Origin of the sequence: Allosphingosinicella sp., assembly GCF_036570505.1 — a bacterium.
Classification (GTDB): domain Bacteria; phylum Pseudomonadota; class Alphaproteobacteria; order Sphingomonadales; family Sphingomonadaceae; genus Allosphingosinicella.
Genome location: NZ_DATCYB010000085.1, coordinates 34821 through 60962, shown reverse-complemented (window position 1 = coordinate 60962; position 26142 = coordinate 34821). Strand labels below are relative to the sequence as shown.

The following is a 26142-nucleotide window of genomic DNA, read 5'->3' as shown; positions in this document are numbered from 1 at the left end:
GCAGAAGGGGGAGGGGATGGCCTTATTAGGACTGCCATGTTCATCGATAGCCACTGCCATCTGAACTACAAGGGCCTGATCGAAGATCAGCAGGGCGTATTGGAGCGGGCGCGGGCTGCGGGTGTCGAGACGATGCTGAACATCTCGACTCGCGCGTCCGAATGGAACGATGTGATCGGCGTCGCCGAGCGGGAAGGGGATGTCTGGGCCTCCGTCGGGGTTCACCCGCACGAGGCCGACACCCATCCCGACGTCGAAACCGAAACCCTCGTCGAGCGCGCCCGCCATCCGCGCGTCGTCGGCATCGGCGAAAGCGGCCTCGACTTCTACTATGACCACTCCGACCGCGACCGGCAGCGCGACAGCTTCCGCTCCCACATCGCTGCCGCACGCGAAAGCCGCCTTCCCATCATCGTTCACACCCGCGACGCCGAAGACGACACGCACGCCATCCTCGCCGAGGAAATGGGGAAGGGGGCCTTCACCGGCGTCATCCATTGCTTCACCGCCAGCGCCGATTTCGCCCGCAAGGCGCTCGATCTCGGCCTTTATATCTCGATCTCAGGCATCGTGACGTTCAAGAATGCCAGGGATTTGCAGGAAACAGCCAAAACGCTGCCGCTGGAAAAGCTGCTGATCGAGACCGATTCGCCGTTCCTCGCACCCGTTCCGCACAGGGGCAAGCCCTGCGAGCCCGCTTATGTCGCCGACACCGCGCGCTTTCTGGCGGCGCTGCGCGACGAGCCGCTCGAAAAGCTTTCCACCGCCACCAGCGCCAACTTCCGTAAGCTGTTCGCCAAGGCCGCGGCGTGAAGCTTCGCGTCCTCGGCTGCGGCACATCGTCCGGCGTCCCGAGGATCGGCAACGATTGGGGCCGATGCGACCCGTCAGAGCCGAAGAACCGTCGCCGGCGCGTTTCCATCCTGGTCGAAGAGGCCGATACCCGTATCCTCGTCGATACCAGCCCGGATTTGCGCGAGCAGTTACTGGATACCGACGTGTCCGACCTGGATGCCGTGATCTGGACCCACGACCATGCCGATCACTGCCACGGCATCGACGATCTGAGGCAGCTCTTCCACGTCCGCGGAGCGCCGGTTGCCGGCTACGCCCGCGCCGACACGCTGGGCACGCTCCGAAACCGCTTTGCTTATGCATTCGAGGGCAAGGACGGCTACCCTCCGGTCGTCGAAGCAGCGCTGCTTCCCGACGCGGTCCGCGTCGGCGCGATCGACGTCCACGTCGTCGATCAACCGCACGGGTCGATCACCTCGGCCGGCCTGCGCTTCGAGGCCGGTGGCAAGTCGGTGGGTTATTCGACGGATTTCAATGGCCTGACCGCTGAAATGACCGACCTGTTCAAAGGCGTCGACGTGTGGATCGTGGATGCCCTCAGGCGCCAACCGCACCCGACCCATCCGCATCTCCAACAGGCGCTGGAATGGATCGATGCCGTTCAACCCGGTCGTGCTATCCTGACGCACATGGACAACAGCATGGACTATGCTGAACTGGTCGCCGAACTCCCCGGCGGGGTTGAGCCGGGCTATGACGGCCTTGAGGTGGAATTGTGAACAACGGCGACCAAGCCGCTAATTTTATTTATCTTCTGGGCGTGCTGGTGCTGGTAGCCAGCGCCCTGATGGTGCGTCGGATTCCGATCCGGCAGGGCTTCAAGATGCTCGCCACCTGGATCCTCATCTTCCTGGCTATCTTCATCGTCTTCGCCCTTCGAAGCGACTTCGCCGCGCTCGGCGATCGCCTCATGCAGTCGGTCCAGGGGACTGCCACGCCGGTCCAGCAGGGCGAGACATTGCGGATCCGCCAGGCACTTGACGGCCATTTCTGGGTCGATACCGAGCTCAACGGCGAGACTGTCCGTTTCCTGATCGACAGCGGCGCGACGACCACCAGCATTTCCTCCGACACCGCGCGACGCGCCGGCATCGAGCCGAGCGGCGGCTTTCCCGTCATCGTCCAGACGGCGAACGGCACTGTCGCCGTCCAGCGTGGCCGCGCGGATCGCGTCGAGGTCGGCACGATCGTTCGCGAGGATCTCGCCGTGCACATCTCCGATGGTTTCGGCGAGACCAATGTGCTCGGCATGAACTTCCTGTCATCGCTCTCCGGCTGGGGTGTCGAAGGGGATTGGCTGATTCTCCGACCGTAATCCGCGGGATGCCGAAAACAGCGCCCTGCCGAACCATCTAGATTTTACATAATGTATATTATCGGACTTACAGATGACGCAAACTGAAGGGGCCCCTCATTCTTCTCTTGCCGATCTCGTCGAGGTTATGCGCCGGCTTCGCGATCCCGAGAATGGCTGCGAATGGGACCGCGTCCAGACCTTCGAGACCATCGCGCCCTACGCGATCGAGGAAGCCTATGAAGTCGCCGATGCCATCCGCCGCGGCGATATGGCCGACCTGAAGGAAGAGCTTGGCGACCTCCAGCTTCAGGTCGTCTACCACGCCCGCATCGCCGAGGAGCGTGGCGCCTTCGGCATTGACGACGTCATGGCGTCGATCACCGCCAAGATGATCCGCCGCCATCCGCACATTTTCGGCGACGAGGCGGAAAGCCCCGGCTGGGAAGCGCTGAAGGCCGGGGAACGCGACTCCTATGCGGACAAGAGCGCGCTCGCCCACGTGGCTCACGCTCTGCCCGCGCTGAAACGCGCCGAGAAGCTCCAGAAGCGCGCCGCCCGCGTCGGCTTCGATTGGCCCGACGCCGACGGCCCGCGCGCCAAGATCATCGAGGAGCTGGCCGAGATCGATGCCGCCACCTCGGACGAGGAACGCGCCGCCGAGGTGGGCGACCTCCTGTTTTCAGTCGTCAACTATGCTCGACATTTGAGCATCGACCCCGAGACCGCGCTGCGCGAGGCGGCATCCCGGTTCGAAGCGCGTTTCCGCAAGGTTGAAGAAATCGCCGACAAGCCCTTGAACGGAATGAATATCGAGGCGCTCGAAACGCTGTGGCAGCAGGCCAAGCGCGCGCTTTAGAGCAACGCTCCGTGCTGCGCCCGGAAACGGGCCCAGGCGGCGTCGGAGATGCGGACTTCGAACGCCGTCTCAAGACCCTCGGTACGCTGGTCGATTATCTCGCCATTGGCATGGAGCCAAGCGGTCGCTTCGCCGGCCGATACGGGCAGGGTGACGGTGTGCACATGGGTGCCCTCGCGTAACCGATCAGCCGTGCAGCGGACGAAGTCGTCCACCCCTTCTCCCGTCAACGCCGACAGTGTGACGACATCCTCCTTGCGCGCCGCCTCCGCGCGGATGCGCTCGGCTTCATTGGCCGGTAGGGCGTCAATCTTGTTCCATGCCTCGATGAGAGGAGAGTCCCCCTCTCCCGCCGCGCCGATCTCCTCCAGCACTCGCTCGACGTCAATCCGCTGCGCCTCGCTGTCGGGATGGGAGATGTCACGGACGTGGATGATGAGGTCCGCCGACACGACCTCTTCCAGCGTGGCGCGGAAAGCCGCTACCAGTTGCGTCGGCAGATCGGAGATGAAACCCACCGTGTCGGAAAGGATCGCCTTCTCGATTCCCGGCATCGCCACTTCGCGCATGGTCGGGTCGAGCGTGGCGAACAGAAGGTTCTCCGCCATCACGTCGGCCCGGGTCAGCCGGTTGAACAGCGTCGACTTGCCGGCATTGGTGTAGCCCACCAGCGCGATCACCGGCCAGGGCGCCTTTTGCCGGCGGGCGCGATGGAGGGCTCGGGTGCGCGTTACCTGATCCAGATCCTTGCGGATCTTGGCCATGCGGTCACGGATCATCCGGCGGTCCGACTCGATCTGGGTTTCGCCGGGTCCGCCGAGGAAGCCGAAGCCACCGCGCTGGCGCTCAAGGTGGGTCCACGACCGGACCAGCCGGCCCGCCTGATAGTCGAGATGGGCGAGCTCGACCTGAAGCCGCCCCTCGGCCGTGGCCGCCCGCTCCCCGAAGATTTCGAGGATCAGGCCGGTGCGGTCGATCACCTTGACCTTGGTCGCGCTTTCCAGATTCTTCTGTTGTATCGGCGTCACCGCGGCATCGACGATGATCAGCTCGGCCTCGGCCTGCTCTGCCGCATCCGCGATCGCCTGCACCTGGCCCGATCCGAACAAAGTACCGGCCTTGGGAGCGCGCACCTTGAAAGAGAGCCTGTCGGCGACGACCACGCCGATCGCCTCGGCGAGGCCCGCCGCCTCGTCGAGGCGCGCGTCCGTATCGCGTCCCACGCCTCCCCCTCCCATTTCCGGAAGGGCGATAATGGCGCGGGCGCCGCGGGCTACGTCGTCATCGGCTCGGTTGAAAACGCTCAGGCGCCGGGCTCCTCCTCGTCAGCTTCCACGAAGCTCACGGGTTTCTCCGGTTGGACGGTCGAAATGGCGTGCTTGTAAACGAGCTGCGACAGGCCCTCGCGCTGGAGGAGCATGCAGAACAGGTCGAACGCCGCGATCTCGCCCTGGAGCATGACGCCGTTCACCAGGAACATGGTCACCGGTTCGCCCGAACGGCGGACGGCGCCCAGGAACACCTCCTGCAGCAAGGTAGGCTTCTTCTTCTCCGTCTGCTCGGCGAAGGCGCGCTCGATCTCGCCGAGGTCGAGCGGCTGCGAGGGCATGATGGTCGAGATGGCGTGCTTGTAGATGAGCTGCGCCTGGCCGTCGCGGCGCAGCAGCACTGAGAAATTGTCGAACCAGGTGATGATGCCCTGGAGCTTCACGCCCTTCACCAGGAACATCGTGACCGGCGTCTTCGACCGCCTGAGATTGTTCAGGAACATATCCTGGAGGTTGTTGACCTTGTCGGCCATCTCCCGCTCTCCTTATTGGCGCGCGAGCCGCACGCACGGCCGCCGCGCTCCTTAGTTAGAGGCGGGGCCCGGCCGTTCAATAGCATGAGCGGAGGAATCGCGCCATCGGGCGCTATTCCCCATCGTCGCTCCTGTCGCCAATGCCTAGCGCCTTCAATTTGCGGTGCAGCGCCGAGCGCTCCATGCCGATGAAGGTGGCGGTGCGCGAGATGTTGCCCGAGAATCGGCGGATCTGGACGCGCAGATATTCGCGCTCGAATGTCTCGCGCGCTTCCCTCAGCGGCGTTCCCATGATCGCTTTCACCGCCTCGCCGGGCGCGAGCGAGGCTTGCTCGTTGAGGATCTCGGGCGGAAGCATGTCGATCTCGATGCAGCCGATCCGCGAGCCGGGCGCGAGGATGATCGTGCGCTCGATGACGTTGCGCAGCTGGCGGACGTTGCCCGGCCAGTCATAGGCTTGAAGCGCCGCTATCGCGTCGTCGGACAGGCTCGGCGTCGGCAGCCGCTGCTCGGCGGCATAGCGCGCCGCGAAATGGGCGACGAGCTCCGGTATGTCCTCGCGCCGCTCCGACAGCGCCGGAAGATGCACCGGCACGACATTCAGCCGGTAGAAGAGGTCTTCGCGGAACCGCCCCCCGGATATTTCTTCCGAAAGCACGCGCGCGGTAGACGAAACGACCCGCATGTCGACCTTCACCATCCGCTGGCCACCGACGCGCGTGAAGCTCTGGTCGGTAAGGACGCGCAGGATCTTCCCCTGGGCCGGCATCGGCATGTCGGCGATCTCATCCAGGAACAAGGTGCCGCCATGGGCCTGCTCGAGGAGGCCCGGCCGGGCGAGTTCGCCCCCCTCCTCCACACCGAACAATTCCTCTTCCACCCGCTCCGGCGTCATCCGGGCCGCGCTGACGACGATGAACGGCGCGTTGACCCTCGGGCTCCAATTGTGGAGCAGGCGCGCCGCCACTTCCTTGCCGACGCCCGCCGGGCCGGTGATCAGGACGCGGCTCCCCGTCCCCGCTACCCGCTTCAGGGTTGCCCGAACGGAATTGATCGCCACGCTCGACCCGGTGAGCTCCGTCTCCTGGCCGATCTGGGCCTTGAGCGTCTCGTTTTCGCGGCGCAGTCGGTCCGTTTCGGTCGCACGTTCGACCAGATGGAGAAGATGGCCCGCCTCGAATGGTTTCTCGATGAAGTCGACCGCGCCCTGGCGGATCGCGGCGACGGCGGTGTCGAGATTGCCGTGACCTGAGATCATCAAGACCGGCAGGGTTGGATCACGGCGCTTGATCTCGTCAAGAAGCTGGAGGCCGTCGAGCTTCGACCCCTGGAGCCAGACGTCGAGCAGGACCAGCGACGGGCGGCGATCCATGAGCGCCGCCAGCGCTTCGCTGCTGTTGCCGGCGCTCCGCGTCGAAAAGCCTTCATCCTCGAGCACGCCGGAGACGAGTTCGCGAATGTCCTGTTCGTCGTCGACGACGAGAATATCTAGCGCCATGTGCTCAACCGTTCATTGCAGTGTCTTCAGGATGAATGCTGCCCCCTCCGCCCAGGCGGGCGAGCGTCTCGGCGTCGAAAACGAGCCGGACGAGCGAGCCCCCCTCCCGTCTGTCCTCGAACTCGATCGACCCGAATTGCTCCTCGACGATCTTCTTGACGATCGCGAGCCCCAGGCCGGTGCCCTTTGTCCTCGTCGTCATATAGGGCTCGGTCAGTCGTCCCCGGTCGGCCGGTAAGCCGACGCCTGTATCGCTGATCTCGATGCCGACCTGCCCATTTGTCTCGCTGATCCTCATGGCGATCCGGTCGCGCTCGCCAGTTCCGCCTTCCTCAAGCTTCTGCTGGATCGCCTCGACTCCGTTCTTCACGATATTGGTGAGCGCCTGCCCCAGCTGCCGCCGGTCGCAGGTCAGGATCGGCGATGGCTCCGGCGCGTCGAGGGTGAAGTTGATCTCCGGATGAGCGACTTCGTGCAGGAACAGCGCCTGCCGGGCGATTTCGACAACGGCTTCATCGCGGAACACGGGCTTGGGCATGCGCGCGAAGGAGGAAAATTCGTCGACCATGCGCCGAAGGTCACCGACCTGGCGCACGATCGTGCCGGTCAGCCGCTCGAAGGTCGACGCATCGGATGTGACCTCACCGCCATAGCGCCGTTGCAGCCGTTCGGCGGCGAGCTGGATCGGCGTCAGCGGGTTCTTGATTTCATGGGCGATACGCCGAGCGACATCGGACCAGGCGGCGCGGCGCTGGTCCAGTAGCTGCTCGGTAATGTCGTCGAAGGTCAGGACGTGGCCGCCCTCCACCTTTACCCGCTTCACAGCCAGGGTCCGCGGCTCACCGCCCGACGCGAATTGGATGATGTCCTCGCGCTCGTCGCTGTCGAGCTGCTTGTCGAGCTCCGGCGCCAGGATGGCCAGCTTCTGGCCGATTGCACTCTTGTCACCGGTCTTCAGCAACGCTTCGGCGGAGCTGTTGATGAGACGTACCTCGCGATTGCTGTCGACCGAGATGATGCCCGCCGTCACACCCGACAGCACGGCCTCGATGAAGGCGCGGCGGTTCTCGAGCTGGTTGTTGGCCGAAACCAATGCCCCCGTCTGCTCTTCGAGGCGTTCCGTCATCCGGTTGAAGGCATTGCCCAGCGTCGACACTTCATCGTTTACCTTGGAGGTCGGCACACGCGCCGAAAGGTCGCCCGCCGTCACCCGCCGCGCCGCGTTGACCAGTTGCCCGACCGGACGCACCAGCCTGTCCGCCAGGGTGAGTGCAATCCAGATGGAAAGGGCGACGATCAACAGCGAAACGAGCAGCAGCACCGCGTTGAACCGGAACTGAAGCGTGCGGCTCGTGAGCAGCGTCTTCTGATAATCGCTGGCGGCGCTCCGGGCTTCCTCGATCTGCTGGATTGCGGCCGGATTCACCTTGCGCGACGTATAGAGATAGACCTCTTCCTCGGGATCGAGGCGCAGCACCGCCTCCACTCGGTCGCCGGCATCGGTGATGACCCGGGTTTCGCCGCCCCGCAGCTGGGTGAGTACAGCCGCCGGAAACCGCTTATCCAGGGGACGATCGTCCAGGTTGACGCCGGCGATCATCTGAAGGCCGCTATTCTGGCTTACGTTGATGATCGCCGCCTCGGTGAGGTCGCGCGCCACGACCTGATAGAAGAAGCGGTCGGCGAATTCGGGGCTCTCGATGTCGAATTCGTTGACATAGCCTATAATGTCGCCGGCCATGGCGACGATATCGCGGTTGATGCGCTCCTTGTTCTCCTCGGCGTAGATCTGCGACACCGTATCGGCATTCTCGAGGATCGTCCGTGCCCGGTCGGAGAACCAGAACTGGACGCCCTGCTGGAATAGCAGCGACGCGAAAATCACGACGAGCAGCGTCGGAACGCTCGCTATGACAGAGAAGAGCGCGACGAGCCGGACATGGAGGCGCCCTCGCCCGCCGACCGGCGACCGGGCCGCCCGGCCCATCGCGACTCGCCGGGCCGCCAGCACCATCAGCGCCATGGCCGGGACGAGATTGGCGACCAGCAGCATCGCTACCGTCGGCGGCGTCAGCAGAGACTGCGGCGACCCCTGCTCGGTAATGATGAAATAGCTGATCGTGATCATGGCGACCAAGGCCACCACGCTCATGATCTCCAGCAGGGTGATAAAGCGGCTGCGGCGCAGAGCCACCGATAGACGTCGCCGCCAGCGCGGCCGGGGTTCAGAGGTAATCGACACTTCGGCGTTCACGTGGCGGCTCTACCACAAGATAGTGGCATAAAGAACACAGTTTCAGTCTCGGCTCGGCGTGCCGGACGGGGCTTTCGGCTCAGGCGGCGGCCCTCGTCATCCAGGGCGAATAGAAGTCGCGGAGCATCGCCATGGCCTGCCTTGGATCGGGCTCCTTGTTGAAGGCGTTACGGAACTCGGCCGAGCCGTGCAGGCCGCGCGTGTACCAGCCGATATGCTTCCTCGCGCAATTGGCGCCGATCTCCGGACCATAATGATCCAGCATCGCCTCATATTGCTCGATGATCACGCAATATTGTTCATCCATGCTGGGGTCCGGCAGCCGTTCGCCGGTCTTCAGCCAATGCATGACCTGGCCGAGCAGCCAGGGCTTTCCGTAAGCGCCGCGTCCGATCATCACGCCGCCGCCCCCGGACTGGTCGAGCGCGGTTTCGACATCGTCGATCGAATTGATGTCGCCATTGGCGATCACCGGCAGCGAGACGGCGTCCTTCACGTCGCGGATGAAGCGCCAGTCGGCCTCGCCCCTGTAGAGCTGGCAGCGGGTGCGGCCATGGACGGTGATCATCCTGACGCCGAGGTCCTCGGCGATCCGCGCCAGTTCCGGCGCGTTGAGGCTGCCATGATCCCAGCCCATGCGCATCTTGAGCGTGACGGGGACCGAGACCGCCTTCACCGTCGCTTCGATGATCGACGCGGCAAGCGGCAGGTCGCGCATCAGGGCGGAGCCGGCGTCGCCGTTCACCACCTTCTTCACCGGGCAGCCCATGTTGATGTCGATGATCGCGGCGCCGCGATCCTCGTTGAGCTTCGCGGCCTCCGCCATCTCGTGCGGCGTGCAGCCGGCGAGCTGCATCGACACCGGATCCTCGATCGGGTCCCAGGCCGCCTTCTGCAGCGACTGGCGGGTCTCGCGGATCATCGCCTGGCTTGCGATCATCTCGGTCACGGTCAGCCCCGCGCCGTAGCGCTTGACGATCCGCCGGAACGGCCGGTCGGTGACGCCCGTCATCGGCGCCAGAATGACCGGCGCATCGATACGGACAGGACCGATGGAGATGGGGGCGAGGCGAGGCATGGGAAGCGCCAAGCCCTTAAACTCAAAGGCGCTGGCGGGCAAGGTTTCGCTGGGCTAGGGGGCGGCCATGGGGATAAAGGGCAAGATCGTCGCATTGGTCGTGGCGGCGGGGAGCGGCAGCCGCGCCGGCGGCGGGATGCCGAAGCAGTATCGCCAAATCGGCGGAAGGCCCCTGCTCGCTCATACGATCGACCATCTGAAGCACGACCGCATAGATATCATCCAGATCGTGATCGGCGAGGGCCAGGAGGGGCTTTTCCACCACGCTGTGGGACATCGCTCCCTCCCCTCCCCGACAGTCGGCGGCGCGACGCGCCAGCAGTCGGTGCGCAACGGGCTTGAGGCGCTTGCCGCAAAGGGCGGTGTCGGTGCGGTACTCATCCACGACGCCGCTCGTCCGTTCCTCCCACCCGACGTCATCGAGCGGCTTATCGAGGCGCTGGACGCCGCCGACGGAGCGGTGCCGGTTCTGCCGGTGGTGGACAGTCTGGCCGAAGGAAACGGCGCACTGGGCGCTCAAGTGTCCCGGAATGGCCTGATACGGGTGCAGACGCCGCAGGCCTTCCGTTTCGACGCCATCCTCGAAGCGCACCGGCGGCGGGAGGCGCCGGCGGATGCTACGGACGATGCGCAAGTGGCGCGAGAGGCGGGATTTCAGGTGGCGACGGTCATCGGCAGTCAAAGCCTGGAAAAGCTGACCTATGAAGAGGATTTCATGCGAGCCGAGCAACGTCTCTCCGCCGCTCTGGTAAGCCGCACGGGGCTAGGCTTCGACGTCCACCGTTTCGCCGAGGGCGAGGAGCTCTGGCTGGGCGGACTGTTGATCCCGCACGACAAAGGCCTTTCCGGGCATAGCGACGCCGATGTGGTCCTCCATGCCCTCACCGATGCCCTGCTCGGCGCGATCGGCGAAGGCGATATCGGCGACCATTTCCCGCCCAGCGATCCGCAATGGCGCGGCGCCCCCTCCTCGCGCTTTGCGGAGCATGCACGCGCGCTGATCGAAGAGCGCGGCGGCCGCATCGACCATGTCGACATGACCATCATCTGCGAGGCGCCTAGGATCGGCCCACATCGGGACGCGATGCGGCAATCCGTCGCGGACTTGTTGCGGCTCCCCTTGTCGAGGGTTAGCATCAAGGCGACGACGACCGAGCAATTGGGCTTCACCGGACGCGGCGAAGGCATGGCGGCACAGGCCGTCGCTACTGTTCGAGTTCCGGAGGACTCATGAATCCATCACCCACCGATCAACCGGACACCGCGCGTCAATCCGTCCGCGAATTCACTCTCCCGAACGAGCTGGTCGATCCCGCCCGCAAGGTGATCGAGGCCAATCGCGCGCGGGGCAAAAAGATCGTCGTCGCGGAGAGCTGCACCGGCGGGTTGGTGACGGCGGCGCTCACCGAAATCCCGGGTTCGTCCGACGTTTTCGAGGCTGGCTTCGTCACCTATTCGGACGAAGCGAAGATGGCGATGCTGGATGTCAGCCTCGACGTGCTGGAAACGTTCGGCGCGGTGTCGATCGCGGTCGCGTGGGCGATGGCACAGGGCGCACTGGAGCATTCCGATGCCGATACGGCGGTCGCCATCACCGGCATCGCCGGTCCCCAGGGCGGCAGCGACAAGAAGCCGGTGGGAACCGTGGTGTTCGCGAGAGCGCGGCGAGGCGCGAATCCCAAGGAGATCGTCGCCGACCTCAAGGAATTCGGGGATCTCGGCCGCGGCGGTGTCCGACTTCAGGCGGCGCTTTGCGCCCTCGAGCTGCTCATGCCGGTTGAGGAAGAAGGCTCGCCGTAAAGCGCATGCGCGCGTTCCTCGAACGCCGTGATCATCCGACGAAGCGCGCGGTCGAACATCTGGCCCGCCAGTGCCTCGAAAATGCGCGATCTGAAGGCGAAATCGACGCAGAAATCGATGTCGGTGCCGCCCTTGCCGTCGGGGATGAACTCCCAGTCGTTCTTCAGATATTTGAGGGGGCCTTCGACATAATCGACCGTAATGTGTTTGGGCTGCCGCTTCTCGACCCGCGATGTGAAGGTTTCCTTCAGCGACCGGAAGCCGACGACGAGATCGGCCACCATCAGCGTCTCGCTATTGGACCTAATGCGCACCGCCGCGACCCAGGGAAGGAATTCCTGATAGCGGCCCACGTCGGCCACGAGGTCGAACATCTCCTCGGGGCTGTAGGGAAGATTCCGCTTCTCGCTGTGCCTCGGCATTCTAGGCCTTCGCCAACCGTGCCTCGCGCGCCGCGCGCATCTTCTGGAAATCGTCGCCGGCATGGTAACTGGATCGGGTGAGCGGGCTCGCCGCGACCAGCAGGAAACCCTTCGCCCTGGCAATCGCCGCATAGGCGTTGAAGGTTTGTGGCGTCACGAACTCGGCCACCTTGGCGTGCCGCGGCGTCGGCTGGAGATACTGGCCCATGGTGAGGAAATCGATGTCGGCCGAACGCATGTCGTCCATTACCTGATGGACCTCCAGACGCTCCTCGCCGAGGCCCACCATGATTCCGGACTTGGTGAAGATGCGGGGATCATGCCGCTTCACGCTCTCCAGCAGGCGCAGCGAAGCATAATAACGCGCGCCCGGCCGGATCGTGGGATAGAGCCGCGGCACCGTCTCCAGATTATGGTTGTAGACGTCGGGCGCCGCCTCGATGATCGCCTCGACCGCCGCGTCCGCCTTGTTGCGGAAATCCGGAGTCAGAATCTCGATCGTGGTGGAAGGCGTGTTGCGCCTCAGCGCCTGGATGACCTTCACGAACTGACTCGCGCCGCCATCGGCAAGATCGTCCCGGTCCACGGACGTCACGACGATATGCTCAAGCCCCAGCTCGGCCGCCGCTACCGCGACATGCTCCGGCTCCAGCGGGTCGACCGGACGCGGCATGCCCGTCTTGACGTTGCAGAAGGCGCAGGCGCGCGTGCAGGTGTCGCCGAGGATCATCACCGTGGCGTGCTTCTTGGTCCAGCACTCGCCGATATTGGGGCAGGCCGCCTCCTCGCACACCGTGGCGAGATTGAGACGCCGCATCAGCTTCTTCGTCTCCGCAAAGCCGGTGCTGGTCGGCGCCTTCACGCGGATCCAGTCGGGCTTGCGCTGCTTGGGCGCCGTGATCGGGGCGAGGGCTTCGGTCATGGGCGCCAGATAGCGATGTCGCGCGCGACTTGCCACCCCTCCCCGCTTGCGTTTAGGCGACAGGCGAATGCAGTTTCGGAGACCGAGCGTGGCCCATTTTCCCGATGCCCTCCTCACCGGCTATCGCCGCTTTCGGGAGACGGGCTGGAAACATGAACGCGAGCGCTGGACCGATCTCGCCGAGGGACAAAGTCCCAGGGTGATGGTGATCGCCTGCTCCGACAGCCGGGCCGATCCCGCCACCATCTTCGACACCGCACCCGGCGAGATATTCACGGTTCGCAACGTCGCCAACCTCGTGCCGCCGCTGGAGCTCGGCGGCGGCCGCCATGGCGTTTCGGCCGCGCTGGAATTCGCCGTCACGATCCTTGAGGTGGAGCAGATCGTCGTGATGGGCCATGGCCGCTGCGGTGGCTGTCATGCGGCGCTGACCCAGTCCTTCAAGGGGGCGCGGCCGGGCGAAGGCGGCTTCATCGCCCATTGGATCGACTTGCTCGATGAAGCCCGCGAGCGGGTCGTCGCCGAACATGGCGAAGCCAATGAGCGGCCGGCGCTGCGCGCCATGGAGCATGAAACGGTGAAGGTCAGCCTCGCCAACCTGCGCACGTTCCCCTGCATCCGGGAACGCGAGGCGGCGGGCCGCCTCACCCTCCACGGCGCTTGGTTCGCCATCGCCAGCGGCGAGCTTCACTTGCTCGACCAGGCGACCGGCGCCTTCGCGCCCGCCTGACCTTTTTCAAGGGAGACCGTTCACATGGCCAGCGAACCCGCCCCCACCGCCAACATCGCGCTCCTGATAGACGCCGACAACGCGTCGCCCGATTCGCTCGACCCGGTTTTGACCGTCCTGGCGGAGCTCGGCACAGTCAACATCCGCCGTGCCTACGGCAACTGGCAGAAACCGGCGCTCAAGGGCTGGAGCGGGATCGCACACCGCCACGCGATCGAGCCGCAGCAGCAGTTCGACATCACCAAGGGCAAGAGCGCCACCGACATGAAGATGATCATCGACGCGATGGACCTGCTCTATCGCGGCCAGGTCGACGGTTTCGGCATCATGTCGAGCGACAGCGATTTCATGCCGCTCGCCATGCGCATTCGCCAGGACGGCCTTCCGGTCTACGGCTTCGGCACCGCCAAGACGCCCGAATCCTTCCGCCAGGCCTGCACCCGCTTCATCGACGTCGGGGCCCTGGTAGAGACGGGTAAGGCCGGCCCCGACGAGGCTAAGAAGGCGGTGGACCAGGAACTGCTCGACCTCCTCGTCGATGCCTACAATGCGGTAAAGCGGGACGAACGCGGCTTCGCCAGCATCCGCGCCGTCGGCCAGCGCGCCGGCAACCGCTCGTCGTTCGACACCCGCAATTACGGCTATGCGCGCCTGTCGGAGCTGATCGAGGCGGTGCCCAATTTCGTCACGGAAAAGCGCGAAGGCGGCGCCGTCTACATCAAGCGCGTGCGATAGCGCCGGTCGTCACGGACTGACCGGCTCCTCGTCGTCGTCCGACATGATCAGGACGACATTGATCAGACCGGCGACGGCGATCGCGCCGAGCATGATGAGCAGGTCCGAACGGAAGAAGGACTGGTCGCCGATCAGGCGCGCCTGGGCGGTGGGCGTGGGCGTCGTTTCCGCCTGGGCGAGGGCCGGGACGGCCTGAACGGCCAGGGCAGCGGCGGCCAGCAGGGCCGGGACTTTGGACAACACGATGCTCACCTCATTCTCAAGCGTTTCGGGACGGGTGCACCGGGAAGGCCATGCCCGTCAAGGAACCGCCATCGCCAAATCAACCGATCGAGCCAGGGCGGGTTCCTACCGCGTCAGCTTCTTGTAGGTCATCCGGTGCGGGCGATCGGCCTCGTCGCCGAGCCGCCGCCTCTTGTCTTCCTCATAGGCCTCGAAATTGCCTTCGAACCATTCGACATGGCTGTCGCCCTCGAAGGCGAGGATATGGGTGGCGAGACGGTCGAGGAAGAAGCGGTCGTGGCTGATCACCACGGCACAGCCGGCGAAATTCTCCAGCGCCTCTTCGAGCGCACGCAGCGTCTCGACGTCGAGGTCGTTGGTCGGCTCGTCCAATAGTAGGACGTTGCCGCCCTCCTTCAGCATCTTCGCCATGTGGACGCGGTTGCGCTCGCCGCCCGAGAGCTGGCCGACCTTCTTCTGCTGGTCGGGGCCCTTGAAGTTAAAGGCGCCGACATAGGCGCGGGTCGCGACCTCGTGCTTTCCGAATCGAAAAATATCATGCCCGCCAGAGATTTCTTCCCAGACGTTATTGTTCGATGTGAGGGCGTCGCGGCTCTGGTCGACATAGCCGAGGTGCACTGTCGGGCCGATCTTGATCTCGCCGCCGTCGGGCTGCTCCTGGCCGGTGATCATGCGGAACAACGTCGTCTTGCCGGCGCCGTTGGGGCCGATCACGCCGACGATGCCGCCGGGGGGCAGGTTAAAGGACAGGTCCTCGAACAGGAGCTTGTCGCCATAGGCCTTCGAAACGCCCTTCGCCTCGATGACGTTGCCGCCGAGCCGTTCGGGCACCTGTATGAGGATCTGAGCCTTGCCGGGCGAACGGTTCTCCTGCGCCTCGACCAGCTCGTCGAACGCGCGGATTCGCGCCTTGGACTTGGTCTGGCGCGCCTTGGGCGAACGGCGAATCCATTCCAGCTCTTCCTGGATCGCCTTCTGCTTGCCGGCATCCTCGCGCTCTTCCTGCGCCAGACGCTTCGCCTTGGTTTCGAGGTAGCCCGAATAATTGCTCTCGTAGATGTAGTAGCGCCCGCGATCGAGCTCGAGCACCCAGTTCACGACATTGTCTAGGAAGTAGCGGTCGTGGGTGACGAGAATGACGTTGCCCGCATAATCGACGAGGTGCTTCTCCAGCCACTGCACGCTCTCGGCGTCGAGATGGTTGGTAGGCTCGTCGAGCAGAAGGATGTCGGGCTTCTCCAGCAGCAGCTTGCAGAGCGCCACGCGGCGCTTCTCGCCGCCCGAGAGGTTGGCGACGTTGGCCTCGCCCGGCGGGCAGCGGAGCGCGTCCATGGCGATCTCGAGCTGGTTGTCGAGCGTCCAGCCATCGACGGCGTCGATCTTCTCCTGAAGCTCGCCCATCTCGGTCATCAGCGCGTCGAAATCGGCATCCTCGGGCGGGTCGGCCATCAGATTCGAAATCTCGTTGAATCGGTCGACGAGGTCGGCGACGGGGCGCACCCCGTCCATCACGTTTTCCTTCACCGTCTTGCCCGAATCGAGATGCGGCTCCTGCGGCAGGTAGCCGACTCGAATGCCCTCGCCGGGCCAGGCCTCGCCGGAGAATTCCTTGTCCTGCCCCGCCATGATCTTCATCAGCGTTGACTTGCCCGAGCCGTTGGGGCCGATGATCGCGATCTTGGCGTCCGGATAGAATTGCAGGTTGATGTTGTTGAGGATGGGCTTGGGCACGCCCGGGAAGGACTTGGTCATGCCCTTCATGACGAAACTATACTGTGCGGCCATGGCGGCGCTTTCTCCGGATTCAGGTGACGGGAATTTGCGCCGCTAGTTAGTGCGCGGCGCCCCGCTTGGCAAACGCCGCGTGCGCGGTGATCCCGAGGGCACGATAAGCTCCGCTTATTGGACGTTGCGCCAATTCATGCTTTCGCAGCCGTGACGATCCCGTTAGGCATGGCGTCCATGAAAACGTATCTGCTTTCCGCCGCCGCCCTTCCCCTCCTCTCGCTCGCAGCGCCCCTCCCCGTTCTGGCACAGACGGCGCCGGCTGAGGTAAAGCAGCTTCGCGAAGCCGCGCTCCAGGACGATATCGCCTGGGACATCGCGGAAGGCCTTACCACCGAAGTCGGGGCCCGCCCCGCGGGCACGCCTGAAGAAGCTCGTGCCCGGGACTGGGCCGTCGCCAAGCTGAAGTCGCTCGGGTTCAAGAATGTCCACGTCGAGGATTACCGCATGCCGGTGTGGGTGCGCGGCGCCGAAACCGCCGAGGTGGTCGCACCCTTCCCGCAGAAACTGTTCGTAACCGCGTTGGGCGGCAGTGGCGCCACGCCCGCGGAAGGCATCACGGCCGAGGTCGTCCGCTTCGAGACTCTCGATGCCCTGCGGGCGGCGCCGGAAGGTAGCCTCAAGGGCAAGATCGCCTTTATTTCCCACGAGATGAAGCGGACCCAGGATGGCTCCGGCTATGGCTATTATGGCGGCGCGCGTTTCGTGGGGCCGTCCGTGGCCGCGACAAAAGGCGCCGCGGCGGTCGTCATCCGTTCGGTCGGCACCGACTATCATCGCAATCCCCATACCGGCCAGACCAACTTCGCCGAGGGCGTCTCCCCGATTCCCGCCGGCGCGCTGTCGGTCCCGGACGCGGAGAATCTCGCCCGGATGCTGGAGCGTAGCGACAATGTCACGCTGCGCCTCGTCCTCACGTCCCGCACGCTGGAGAACCAGCCTTCGGGTAATGTCGTCGCCGAGGTGCCGGGCAGCGATCCCAAGGCCGGGATCATCGTGATCGGCGGCCATCTCGACAGCTGGGACCTCGCCACCGGCGCCATCGACAATGCCGCGGGAGTCGCCATCACGGCCGCCGCGGCGAAACGCATCATGGAGGCGGGCCAGCCCCGCCGCACCATACGGGTCGTCTGGTTCGGCTCGGAGGAAACCGGAGGTTTCGGCAGCGACGCCTATTTCGAGGCGCACAAGGACGAGAATATCGTCCTCGTCGGCGAATCCGATTTCGGCGCGGGCAAAGTCTGGCGGGTCCAGACCGGCCTTGCCGAAGCCAACAAGGACTTAGGCGACCGGCTGGCCCGGGCGCTTGCTCCGCTCGGCGTCACCCGCGGTCAGGGCAAGGCCAATGCCGGCGCCGACCTCAGCGAGTTCGCCAACGCCGGCGTGGCCGCGATCGACCTCAATCAGGACGGCACTCTTTATTTCGACTATCACCACACCCCCGACGACACGCTCGACAAGATCGATCCGGAAGAACTGCGCCAGAATGTCGCCGCCTGGACGACCATGCTGTCGATCACGGCGAACGCGCCGGAGACGATCGAGCGGGTGTCGGAAAAAGCTCCGGCTCGCCAGCCATAGCTTCAGCGAAGGCTGGGCGGGGAGACAGGATTCGAACCTGCGACCCTCTGCTTCCCAAATAAGCGGCAGCAGGAGTTGGCGGATAGTTGAGCGAAGCCCTACCAGTTCGCGCCGTCAATCAGCCGGCGGGGCAGCGGCTCCCAGATGGCGGGATCGAAAAGGCGTAAATTGACGCCCATCCGCTCCAGCGCCGGATCGCGCGGCGACCAGTGGGTGGTGCAGCCGCAGCGCGCGCAGTGCCAGCAGGTCAGCGTCGCATCGCCCTGGACATAGCCCGCGAGTTGGGCGTCCGGATCGTGGACCGCGACCTGATCGGGCCGATAATAGCCCCAAAGCCCGCCGATGCGGCGGCACAGGGAGCAGTTGCAGCTGCCAAGATCCGGCGGAGGCTCCGGCAGCGTGAGGCGAACCGCGCCGCAATGGCAGCTACCTTCGATCATTGAGCCCCTCCTCTACCCAAATCGGCACCCCTCCCCCGCCTTCCCCGTCCGGCTCTCATGGATGCTCCCCAAGCTCGGCTCCAGGTTCAGCGGGCGGTCTGGGCGAAAAATGGTCGGGGAGACAGGATTCGAACCTGCGACCCTCTGCTCCCAAAGCAGATGCGCTACCAGGCTGCGCTACTCCCCGATCATCGGGTCAAAATGCTACTTCGACCCGCGGCAGGAGGAAAGAGGAAAGCCTCCTCCTTCCGCCCTCGATCAAAGTACCACTTTGATCGAAATCCTGGTGGGCCCGGAGGGATTCGAACCCCCAACCTAGCCGTTATGAGCGGCCGGCTCTACCGTTGAGCTACAGGCCCTCACCCGTTGTGCTCGGGCACGCCGATAGCGGAGCGGATCGACGCTTGGCAAGCCGCGCGAAACTCCGCACCAGGCGCCCGCCAAAGCGGTCTAGCCGGTCGAGCGTTCGCCGGCCTCGGCCGGCGGGAGGTAGAGAGAGAACCGATCCATGCCGACGTGGAGCGCGCCGCCGACCGCCTCGGCCAGGTTACGGACCAGGCGCAGCGCGAAACCGAGGCCGAGCGCGGGTGCGCCGGGCCAGTCGCCGTCGGGGCTGTAGCCGGGATCGAGCAAAGCCGCCTCGTCGGGCCCCTCGATGGCGCTCGGGCGGTCGATCGACAGGCATAGCATCCGGGATGCGCCGACGGGATCCATGCCGAGGGTGGCGGAAATGGTTTCGCCGTCCTTGGCAAGGCCGATCGTGGCGGCGAGCATGCGCGCGAACATGCGCTCGGCGGCGCCCAGCTCGACCCGGGCGGGAGGGAGGCCGCTGGCGATCTCGATGGCGATGCGGGAATGGCGCTGGCTCGCCACACGCTCATAGGCATCGTGCAGGCGGCAGAGCAGCGCGACGACGTCGGTCGTGCTCTCGTCCAGGGACAAGCGGCTCGTTTCGATGCGGGCGGCGGTGTCGAGATCGTCGACGGCGGAGAGCAGACGGCTTGCCTGATCCATGATCTCGGCCGCGCGCGAGCGGTAGTTAGCGCCCGCCGGCCCCATATACTGACCGTCGATCATCTCGGCGAAGCCGACGATCGCGTTGAGGGGCGTCCTCAGCTCGTGCACGAGCTGGCGGAGCGAATCCGCTGGGAGATTGGGGCCGAAGACGGTGTCCGGCGCGGACTGGGCCCGGGCTATCTCGTCGACGCGCGGCCGGCGGGCGCTGCCCCGATAGCCCAGGAAGCTCCCGGTCGCCGGATCGAAAAAGGGCACGCCGGAGATGCGCCAGTCGCCCGCTGCGGGGCCGGACCCGGCTACCTTGAACCGGGCGTCGCGGAACGGCGACCGTTTCTCGAAGGCGCCGGCGGCTTGGCCGTCGACACCGAAATGGCCCTGCTCGGCGATGCTCGCGATCGTCTGGCCGACCAGCGGCCCGCGCGGCGCGTCGCCGACCCAGACGACCACGCCATCGGCGCCCGCCTCCCAGCGAAACGCCTCGATCGCGTCGGCCTGGGCCCGATCCGGAAAGGGATCGGAAGGTCGGGTCGCGCGCTGCTGGCGAAAAGCCTCGATGCGGGCGACGAGGTCGCGAATCTGCGCTTCCCCGGCCTCCGCCGCCGGGTGAGCGGGCGGCCCCCCTGCCCCGATTCCCGCCGCGACGGCGCCGGAAATGACGAAATCGCTGGGGCCGAAGCTGTTGAGGGCCAAGGCGACCTTGGGATCGAGGTCGCGGCGATGGCGCAGCAGGGCGCGCGCGGTGGGCGTCAGGGACGGCAGGAGCCGGATCCAGTCCTCGCGCTCCAGGCGAGCGCCGGCCGCGAGCGGCGCCACGACCGAAGCATGATCCCGGGCGAAGAAGGCGAAGAGGTCCGGCGCGATCGCGCGGCCGGCGAGCGCCCGGGCGGCTTCACGGCGCGTCGCCGGATCGATTTCGATGCGGCGCGCCTCGAGCCAGGCATAGGCTTCGTCAAGCTGGGTGCTTTCGTCGCCGTCGCCCCGCTGGGCGAGGAGATCGACGAGCTGGCGCCATTTCGCCGCCCGGGCGGAGGGGTTGTCCGCAGGCAGCGCCATCACCGTCGCGAATCTGTCGTCGAAGCGCACGCCCAGTTCCCCAACTCGCGAAACGCCGTTCTTCCGGAGTCTCGCATTTGCCGACGCTACCCTCCTGCCGAAGGGCGCGGAAGCCGGAATTGGAGCGCGTTGCAATATGGGACGCCGCGTCGCGCAAACAGAAGGGGCGCCGGCACAAGCCGACGCCCCTTCCGTACAGTCTGACGCGTCGATCAGGCGCTCTGGTTGAGCCAGGTCAGCCAGTAGCCGGCGATGTCGGCGCGCGGGCCGGTCACCGCCTTCAGCGCCGCCTCGGCCTCCGCCTTCTGGCCGGCCAGGGCGAGGGCCATGCCGAGGCGCGTGTTGGCGACATTGGCGTCCACCGAGCCCTTCTCGAGGGCAACGCGATACAAGGCAGCCGCCTTCGCATATTCGCCATAGCCATAATAGGCATCGCCGGTGTTGAGCGCGAGCTTGCCGTCGGACGCGGCCTTCGCCTTCGCCTCGAGCCCGGACAGCGACGCCCGGTCCTGCTCGACCTTGCTCGAGGCGGAGGCGAGGAGTTCCTTGAAAGCCGGCTTGGTGGCGTTCACCGCCTTGGCGGCAATACCCGCTTCGAGCACCGCCTTGGCCTCGCCCGGCAGGCCCTTCGAGTTGGCCGCCTCGGCCAGCTCATAATAATCGCGCTCGCCGTTCAGCGATTTCGTCGCCCGCATCAGGCGCATCAGATCGAGATTCGCATCGCCGGTCGGATTGCGGAGATCGCGGAAGATCATCAGCGCGTCGCGCCAGTTCTCGGCGGTCGGATAAGCTTCGACGAGCTCGCGGCTGAGCTCCAGGCTCTGCGGGGAGCGCGCTTCATAGGCCAGCGCGAGCGCCTGCTTGTAAAGCCCCTCCGGAACGGCCTGACCGGCCGCTTCCGCCGCGGCAATACGCTGCTGCACAAGAGCCGCGGCTTCCGCCGGGTTGCCCTGCTGCGCCAGCGCGGCGGCAAGGTTGGACTTCGCATCCGCATTATCGGGCTGCAGCTCGATCAGCTTCTTGAAGGCCGCGGCGGCCTTCGCATAGTCGCCGGCGTTGAAGGTGATCGCGCCGAGGTTGGAATAGAGCGTCGGAAGCTCGGCCGCGGTGGCGCCGCCGCTCGCGATCATCGCCTCGATCGCGGCGAGCTTGCCCGCCTCGTCACTGGTCTTGATCGCCTGGTTGAGCTGGAACTGCGCGATGACGTAGCGGTCGTCGCTGGTCTGCGCGGCGGCCTGGGCCTTGGCGAGCGCGGCCTGGAATGCCGCGGCATCGGTTCCCTGCATAGCCTTCTGCAGTTCCGCGAGAGCGGGGCGAGCCGCATCGCTGAATGCATACTTGCGTTCTGCCTGGCCCTCTTCCTGAGCGGCATAAGCGGGCGCGGCGACGGACACGCCGCCGAGGGCGAGCGCGATGCCGATCGCGAAGATCGAAGTGAATTTCATGAGTATCGTCTCCTGCAGGATGGGGTCTTCTAGCGATATTAGCCGCGCTGGGCGAGCCAGAGCAGCCAGAGGGATGCGAGATCGGCGCGGGGGCCGGTGACAGTGCGGAGCGCAGTTTCCGCCTCCGCCTTTTGCCCGGCAAGCCCGAGGGCCATGCCCAGGCGCGTATTGGCGACGTTCGGATCGATCGACCCTTTCTGGAGGGCCGCACGGTACATCGCCGCCGCCTTGGCATAGTCGCCATGGCCGAAATAGGCGTCGGCGGCCGTCATCGCGGCCGCGCCGGTCGCTGCCGACGTCGCCTTGATTTCGAGGCCCGCCAGCGCGGAAGACGCGGTCGTCGCCTTCTTGGCCGAGGTGAGCAGCTCCTTGGTCTTCCCTTCGGAGGCATCGACCATCTTGGCGGCGATACCCTCGTCGAGCACGGCCTTGGCCTCCGCGCCGAAATCGGCGGCGATCAAAGCCTCGGCGAAGGCGTAATAATCGCGCTCGCCGGCCAGGGCCTTGCTCCCGCGAAGCAGCCTTAGAAGGTCGAGCGTGGCGGCCGGATCGAGCTGCCCGAGATCGCTTCGCACGAGCAGCGCGTCGCGCCAGTTCTGGACGGTCGGATAGGCCGCGACCAGCGCCCGGCTAAAGTCGAGGCTCTGCGGCACCATCTTCGCGTCGAAGGCATGCTTCAACCCCCGCAGATACCAGGATTCGGGCACTGGACGATTGCCCGCCGACTGAATCTTGATCGCATGGGAGATCATGGCGACCGCTTCCGGTACCTTCTTGCGGACCTCCTTGGCCTTGGCGAGCGCGAGGAAGGCTTCCGGATCGTTGGGGGCCACTTGGGTCCAGCGGGTAAAGGCCTCTTCTGCATCCTCATATTTGCCCGCGCTCATCGCCAGCGCGCCCTGGCTCTTGTAAAGCTGCGGAAGGGCCCCGGCGGGCGCCGAACCGCTGCCGACCATCGCGTCGATCGCCGTCTTCTGAAGGCCGTAACTTTTCGTCTCGAGACCCAGGCGAAGCTGGAGCGCGGACGCGAGATAGCGGCTGTAGCCCGAGCGGGCGACCTGCTGGGCCGTCGTGAGCGCGCTGGTCGCCGCCGCGTAATTCTTGGTTTCGAGCGCGGTCTTCAGAGCCTGGAGCGCGGTCCGCTCCTGCTCGTTCAGGGTAATGGCCCTTTGCTCCTGGGCCAGCCCCGGCGACGCGGCCGCGATCAGGCCCCCACCCAATGCAAGCGCCAGGCCGAGCGCGGCCCTGGAAACGGAAATCATCGGGTGGAAACCTCCTGTTTGCGCACTTTTCGCCTGAAGCGGGTTTCGCGGGGAAACGCGTGCTTCTATCGCCAATTACCCCTCCTTTCTAGCCGAGTTGCGGTGAACGGCGCTTGAACCGCAACCCTCGGCGATGGAACGGGAATTCGCCGAATCCTCCGTTTGACCGGCGGACCGCGCCCGACTAACGCCGCCGGCATTCGAGCCTGCCCGCCTCGCGCGTGCGCGTGTACGCGCGCGGGGTGGCGTTCCCTTGGGCCATGGTCTAGAAAGGGCCCATTCTTTCCCGCGCGTGAAGCGCTTCATTCGTCACAACATCAGGAACCCATAGTGGCCAGCGCACCGCCGACCATCGAAAACAGCGACATTTCCCCCGTCTCCATCGTCGAGGAGATGAAGACCAGTTACCTCGACTATGCGATGTCGGTGATCGTCGCGCGCGCCCTTCCCGACGTGCGCGACGGCCTCAAGCCCGTCCACCGCCGCATCCTCTACGCCGCGCAGGAGGCCGGCTTCGTCGCCGGACGGCCCTATCGCAAGTCGGCCCGCCTCGTCGGTGAGGTGATGGGTAAATACCACCCGCACGGCGATTCCTCGATCTACGACGCTCTGGCCCGCATGACCCAGGACTGGTCGATGCGCGTGCCGCTGATCGACGGCCAGGGCAATTTCGGATCGATGGATCCCGATCCGCCGGCGGCGATGCGCTACACCGAGGCGCGCCTCGCCCGCGTCGCCAACGCCCTGCTCGACGACATCGACAAGGACACCGTCGACTTCCAGCCCAATTACGACGCCTCGGAAAGCGAGCCGCAGGTCCTCCCCGCCCGCTTCCCGAACATCCTGGTCAACGGCGCCGGCGGTATCGCGGTCGGCATGGCGACCAACATTCCGCCGCACAATCTCGGCGAAGTACTGGCCGCCTGCAAAGCCTATATGGACAATCCCGGCATCACCATCGACGAGCTCATCGAGATCGTCCCGGCCCCCGATTTCCCGACCGGGCCGCTGATTCTCGGCCAGGCCGGCGCCCGCAGCGCCTACCATACCGGCCGCGGTTCGATCATGATGCGTTCGCGCCATGTGGTAGAGGAAGGCCGTGGCGACCGCCGCTCGATCGTGCTGACCGCCATCCCCTTCCAGGTCGGCAAGAACGGACTGGTCGAGAAGATCGCCGAGGCCGCTAAGGATAAGCGCATCGAGGGCGTCTCTGACATTCGCGACGAATCGAGCCGCGAGGGCGTCCGCGTCGTCATCGAGCTGAAGCGCGACGCGACGCCGGAGGTGGTGCTGAATCAACTCTGGCGCCACACGCCCGCGCAGTCGAGCTTCCCCGCCAACATGCTTGCCATCCGCGGCGGCCGTCCCGAGACATTGAACCTCCGCGACATCATCGAGGCCTTCGTCAAGTTCCGCGAGGAGGTCATCACCCGCCGTGCCAAGTTCGAGCTCGCCAAGGCCCGCGACCGCGCCCACATATTGCTCGGCCTGGTCATCGCGGTCACCAATCTCGACGAGGTGGTGCGGATCATCCGCGCCTCGGCCTCCCCCGCCGAAGCGCGCGCCTCGTTGATTGCCCGCGAATGGCCGATCGCGGAGATCGCGCCCTATATCGCGCTGGTCGAGGCGGTCGAGCCCGAGGTGGACGGCACGACCTATCAGCTGAGCGACATCCAGGTGCGCGCCATCCTGGAGCTGCGCCTCCACCGCCTGACCGCGCTCGGCCGCGACGAGATCGCCGGCGAGTTGCGTGAGCTCGCCACCTCGATCGGCGATTTGCTCGAAATCCTCGGCGACCGCGCCAAGCTCTACGCCGTGATGCGGGAGGAGTTCGACGAGATCGAGGCCGCCTATGCCACGCCCCGCGTCGCCGAGATCGTCGCCGCCGCCGACGGCATCGAGGACGAGGATCTGATCGAGCGCGAGGACATGGTCGTGACCGTGACCATGAGCGGCTACATCAAGCGCACCCCGCTCGCCACCTTTCGCGCCCAGCGCCGCGGCGGCAAGGGCCGCGCCGGCATGGGGACGAAGGAAGAGGATGCGGTCACGAACCTGTTCGTCACCTCCACCCACACACCGGTCCTGTTCTTCTCGACGGCCGGCAAGGTCTACCGCCTCAAGGTCTGGCGCCTCCCCGAAGGCGCCCCCCAGGCCCGCGGCCGCCCGATGGTCAACCTTCTGCCCCTGGCCGAGGGCGAGACCATCTCCACCGTCCTGCCGCTGCCGGAGGACGAGGCGGAGTGGAAGAACCTCCACGTCATCTTCGCGACGGCCGAGGGAAGCGTCCGCCGCAACTCCATGGACGCGTTCGCCAACGTGCCTTCGAACGGCAAGCTGGCGATGCGCTTCGACAATGAGGCGACGGATCGCCTCATCGGGGTCGCTCTCCTCACCGGGGAAGACGACGCCCTCCTCGCGACCCGCAACGGCAAGGCGATCCGCTTCGAATCGACGGCGGTACGCGAATTCCAGAGCCGCACCTCCACGGGCGTTCGCGGCATCACCCTCAAGGACAAGGACGAGGTCATCTCGCTCTCCATTCTCAAGGGCTTCGACGCCACGACAGAAGAACGCGACGCCTATCTCCGCGCCGCACCGTGGAAGGAGAATGAGAACGAGCCCACCCTCAGCCCCGAGCGGATGCTGCAATTCGCCGACGCCGAGGAATTCATTCTCACCGTCTGCGCCAACGGCTACGGCAAGCGCAGCAGCGCCTTCGAATACCGCCGCACCAACCGCGGCGGCCAGGGCATCACCAACATCGACAACATCGCCCGCAACGGCCCGGTCGTCGCCAGCTTCCCCGCCCATGACGGCGAGCAGCTCATGCTGGTCACCGACCAGGCCAAGCTCATCCGCATGGCGGTAGGCGGCACCCGCGTCATCGGCCGCAACAGCGCCGGCGTCCGCCTCTTCAACGTCGCCGAAGGCGAACACGTCGTCTCCGCCGCCCGCATCGAGGAAGGCGAGGACGAAGCCGAAGCCGTCGTCGACGCCGAAGACCAGACCCCCGGCGCCAGCGACGCGGCCGTCGAAGGCGGAGACGAGAACTAATGGAGCCCTAA

23 protein-coding genes and 2 tRNA genes are annotated in these 26142 nt (G+C 65.7%); 10 read left to right on the top strand and 15 right to left on the bottom strand.

Annotation, left to right across the window (positions count from 1 at the left end; translation table 11 throughout):
• The first annotated feature begins 36 nt into the window (after window positions 1-36).
• From VIR62_RS11105 to mazG, 4 genes are all read left to right on the top strand, one after another.
• Window positions 37-813 (top strand): TatD family hydrolase, encoded by a 777-nt coding sequence (locus VIR62_RS11105; RefSeq protein WP_431871277.1) that lies wholly within the window; start codon window positions 37-39, stop codon window positions 811-813.
• Complete coding sequence (locus VIR62_RS11100) at window positions 810-1574, top strand: MBL fold metallo-hydrolase (RefSeq protein WP_431871275.1); 765 nt, start codon at window positions 810-812, stop codon at window positions 1572-1574. The genes VIR62_RS11105 and VIR62_RS11100 overlap by 4 nt, the downstream gene beginning before the upstream one ends.
• Window positions 1571-2170 carry a retropepsin-like aspartic protease family protein gene (locus tag VIR62_RS11095; RefSeq protein WP_431871273.1) on the top strand — a complete coding sequence of 200 codons (600 nt, stop codon included), beginning with the start codon at window positions 1571-1573 and terminating at the stop codon, window positions 2168-2170. The genes VIR62_RS11100 and VIR62_RS11095 overlap by 4 nt, the downstream gene beginning before the upstream one ends.
• Window positions 2171-2243: 73 nt before the next feature.
• Window positions 2244-3008 carry a nucleoside triphosphate pyrophosphohydrolase gene (mazG, locus tag VIR62_RS11090; RefSeq protein WP_431871271.1) on the top strand — a complete coding sequence of 255 codons (765 nt, stop codon included), beginning with the start codon at window positions 2244-2246 and terminating at the stop codon, window positions 3006-3008.
• On the opposite strand, the gene hflX is transcribed toward mazG, so the two are convergent.
• From hflX to dusB, 5 genes are all read right to left on the bottom strand, one after another.
• Window positions 3005-4315 carry a GTPase HflX gene (gene hflX / locus VIR62_RS11085; RefSeq protein ID WP_431871291.1) on the bottom strand — a complete coding sequence of 437 codons (1311 nt, stop codon included), beginning with the start codon at window positions 4313-4315 and terminating at the stop codon, window positions 3005-3007. The genes mazG and hflX overlap by 4 nt on opposite strands.
• On the bottom strand, window positions 4312-4809 hold the full coding sequence (hfq, locus tag VIR62_RS11080) for an RNA chaperone Hfq (protein WP_431871269.1): 498 nt from the start codon (window positions 4807-4809) through the stop codon (window positions 4312-4314). The genes hflX and hfq overlap by 4 nt, the downstream gene beginning before the upstream one ends.
• Window positions 4810-4921: 112 nt before the next feature.
• Entirely contained in the window at window positions 4922-6307 is a 1386-nt protein-coding gene (locus VIR62_RS11075; protein WP_431871267.1) for a sigma-54-dependent transcriptional regulator, read from the bottom strand.
• A 4-nt stretch (window positions 6308-6311) separates the two neighbouring features.
• A complete protein-coding gene (locus tag VIR62_RS11070) occupies window positions 6312-8561 on the bottom strand; it encodes a sensor histidine kinase (protein WP_431871265.1) in 2250 nt (749 codons plus the stop codon).
• A gap of 79 nt (window positions 8562-8640) precedes the next feature.
• Window positions 8641-9639 (bottom strand): tRNA dihydrouridine synthase DusB, encoded by a 999-nt coding sequence (gene dusB / locus VIR62_RS11065; protein ID WP_431871263.1) that lies wholly within the window; start codon window positions 9637-9639, stop codon window positions 8641-8643.
• 67 nt (window positions 9640-9706) lie between these two features.
• Here dusB and VIR62_RS11060 point away from each other — a divergent pair, with 67 nt between their 5' ends.
• Both VIR62_RS11060 and VIR62_RS11055 read left to right on the top strand, forming a co-directional pair.
• Entirely contained in the window at window positions 9707-10873 is a 1167-nt protein-coding gene (locus VIR62_RS11060) for a bifunctional 2-C-methyl-D-erythritol 4-phosphate cytidylyltransferase/2-C-methyl-D-erythritol 2,4-cyclodiphosphate synthase (RefSeq protein ID WP_431871262.1), read from the top strand.
• Window positions 10870-11439 carry a CinA family protein gene (locus tag VIR62_RS11055; protein WP_431871260.1) on the top strand — a complete coding sequence of 190 codons (570 nt, stop codon included), beginning with the start codon at window positions 10870-10872 and terminating at the stop codon, window positions 11437-11439. The genes VIR62_RS11060 and VIR62_RS11055 overlap by 4 nt, the downstream gene beginning before the upstream one ends.
• On the opposite strand, the gene VIR62_RS11050 is transcribed toward VIR62_RS11055, so the two are convergent.
• Complete coding sequence (locus tag VIR62_RS11050; protein ID WP_431871258.1) at window positions 11379-11861, bottom strand: type II toxin-antitoxin system RatA family toxin; 483 nt, start codon at window positions 11859-11861, stop codon at window positions 11379-11381. The two genes, VIR62_RS11055 and VIR62_RS11050, sit on opposite strands and share 61 nt — an antisense overlap.
• 1 nt (window position 11862) lies before the next feature.
• On the bottom strand, window positions 11863-12783 hold the full coding sequence (gene lipA / locus VIR62_RS11045; RefSeq protein ID WP_431871256.1) for a lipoyl synthase: 921 nt from the start codon (window positions 12781-12783) through the stop codon (window positions 11863-11865).
• 88 nt (window positions 12784-12871) lie between these two features.
• On the opposite strand from lipA, the gene VIR62_RS11040 reads away from it, so the two are divergent.
• Together VIR62_RS11040 and VIR62_RS11035 are read left to right on the top strand one after the other, a co-directional pair.
• On the top strand, window positions 12872-13513 hold the full coding sequence (locus VIR62_RS11040; protein ID WP_431871255.1) for a carbonic anhydrase: 642 nt from the start codon (window positions 12872-12874) through the stop codon (window positions 13511-13513).
• A gap of 24 nt (window positions 13514-13537) precedes the next feature.
• Window positions 13538-14248, top strand: a complete 711-nt coding sequence (locus VIR62_RS11035; RefSeq protein ID WP_431871253.1) for an NYN domain-containing protein — start codon at window positions 13538-13540, stop codon at window positions 14246-14248.
• A 9-nt stretch (window positions 14249-14257) separates the two neighbouring features.
• Here the strand turns inward: VIR62_RS11035 and VIR62_RS11030 are convergent, their stop codons facing one another.
• Window positions 14258-14491: a hypothetical protein gene (locus tag VIR62_RS11030; RefSeq protein WP_431871251.1), complete on the bottom strand. Its 234-nt coding sequence runs from the start codon at window positions 14489-14491 to the stop codon at window positions 14258-14260.
• Between the two features lie 105 nt (window positions 14492-14596).
• The gene (gene ettA / locus VIR62_RS11025) at window positions 14597-16276 is read right to left on the bottom strand and encodes an energy-dependent translational throttle protein EttA (RefSeq protein WP_431871250.1); all 1680 of its coding nucleotides are present in this window, start codon (window positions 16274-16276) and stop codon (window positions 14597-14599) included.
• Between the two features lie 177 nt (window positions 16277-16453).
• Between ettA and VIR62_RS11020 the strand changes: the two genes are divergently transcribed.
• Window positions 16454-17857, top strand: a complete 1404-nt coding sequence (locus VIR62_RS11020; protein ID WP_431871248.1) for a M20/M25/M40 family metallo-hydrolase — start codon at window positions 16454-16456, stop codon at window positions 17855-17857.
• A gap of 98 nt (window positions 17858-17955) precedes the next feature.
• Here the strand turns inward: VIR62_RS11020 and VIR62_RS11015 are convergent, their stop codons facing one another.
• The 6 genes from VIR62_RS11015 to VIR62_RS10990 form a co-directional block, all read right to left on the bottom strand.
• On the bottom strand, window positions 17956-18297 hold the full coding sequence (locus tag VIR62_RS11015) for a GFA family protein (protein ID WP_431871246.1): 342 nt from the start codon (window positions 18295-18297) through the stop codon (window positions 17956-17958).
• 110 nt (window positions 18298-18407) lie between these two features.
• Window positions 18408-18484, bottom strand: a tRNA-Pro gene (locus VIR62_RS11010).
• A 97-nt stretch (window positions 18485-18581) separates the two neighbouring features.
• Window positions 18582-18656 (bottom strand) — tRNA-Ile (locus VIR62_RS11005).
• Between the two features lie 91 nt (window positions 18657-18747).
• Window positions 18748-20397: a histidine kinase dimerization/phospho-acceptor domain-containing protein gene (locus VIR62_RS11000; RefSeq protein WP_431871244.1), complete on the bottom strand. Its 1650-nt coding sequence runs from the start codon at window positions 20395-20397 to the stop codon at window positions 18748-18750.
• A gap of 182 nt (window positions 20398-20579) precedes the next feature.
• Window positions 20580-21812, bottom strand: a complete 1233-nt coding sequence (locus VIR62_RS10995; RefSeq protein ID WP_431871243.1) for a tetratricopeptide repeat protein — start codon at window positions 21810-21812, stop codon at window positions 20580-20582.
• 38 nt (window positions 21813-21850) lie between these two features.
• Window positions 21851-23074 (bottom strand): hypothetical protein, encoded by a 1224-nt coding sequence (locus VIR62_RS10990; protein ID WP_431871241.1) that lies wholly within the window; start codon window positions 23072-23074, stop codon window positions 21851-21853.
• A gap of 330 nt (window positions 23075-23404) precedes the next feature.
• On the opposite strand from VIR62_RS10990, the gene gyrA reads away from it, so the two are divergent.
• Complete coding sequence (gyrA, locus tag VIR62_RS10985; RefSeq protein ID WP_431871239.1) at window positions 23405-26131, top strand: DNA gyrase subunit A; 2727 nt, start codon at window positions 23405-23407, stop codon at window positions 26129-26131.
• Window positions 26132-26142 lie beyond the last annotated feature (11 nt).

Coding starts and splice junctions, on each gene's coding strand:
- VIR62_RS11035 (WP_431871253.1), top strand. CDS start 13,538: ATGGCCAGCGAACCCGCCCCCACCGCCAACATCGCGCTCCTGATAGAC.
- VIR62_RS11015 (WP_431871246.1), bottom strand. CDS start 18,297: ATGATCGAAGGTAGCTGCCATTGCGGCGCGGTTCGCCTCACGCTGCCG.
- dusB (WP_431871263.1), bottom strand. CDS start 9,639: ATGCCTCGCCTCGCCCCCATCTCCATCGGTCCTGTCCGTATCGATGCG.
- hfq (WP_431871269.1), bottom strand. CDS start 4,809: ATGGCCGACAAGGTCAACAACCTCCAGGATATGTTCCTGAACAATCTC.
- lipA (WP_431871256.1), bottom strand. CDS start 12,783: ATGACCGAAGCCCTCGCCCCGATCACGGCGCCCAAGCAGCGCAAGCCC.
- mazG (WP_431871271.1), top strand. CDS start 2,244: ATGACGCAAACTGAAGGGGCCCCTCATTCTTCTCTTGCCGATCTCGTC.
- VIR62_RS11075 (WP_431871267.1), bottom strand. CDS start 6,307: ATGGCGCTAGATATTCTCGTCGTCGACGACGAACAGGACATTCGCGAA.
- VIR62_RS11050 (WP_431871258.1), bottom strand. CDS start 11,861: ATGCCGAGGCACAGCGAGAAGCGGAATCTTCCCTACAGCCCCGAGGAG.
- VIR62_RS11020 (WP_431871248.1), top strand. CDS start 16,454: ATGAAAACGTATCTGCTTTCCGCCGCCGCCCTTCCCCTCCTCTCGCTC.
- VIR62_RS10995 (WP_431871243.1), bottom strand. CDS start 21,812: ATGAAATTCACTTCGATCTTCGCGATCGGCATCGCGCTCGCCCTCGGC.
- VIR62_RS11105 (WP_431871277.1), top strand. CDS start 37: ATGTTCATCGATAGCCACTGCCATCTGAACTACAAGGGCCTGATCGAA.
- VIR62_RS10990 (WP_431871241.1), bottom strand. CDS start 23,074: ATGATTTCCGTTTCCAGGGCCGCGCTCGGCCTGGCGCTTGCATTGGGT.
- ettA (WP_431871250.1), bottom strand. CDS start 16,276: ATGGCCGCACAGTATAGTTTCGTCATGAAGGGCATGACCAAGTCCTTC.
- VIR62_RS11055 (WP_431871260.1), top strand. CDS start 10,870: ATGAATCCATCACCCACCGATCAACCGGACACCGCGCGTCAATCCGTC.
- VIR62_RS11060 (WP_431871262.1), top strand. CDS start 9,707: ATGGGGATAAAGGGCAAGATCGTCGCATTGGTCGTGGCGGCGGGGAGC.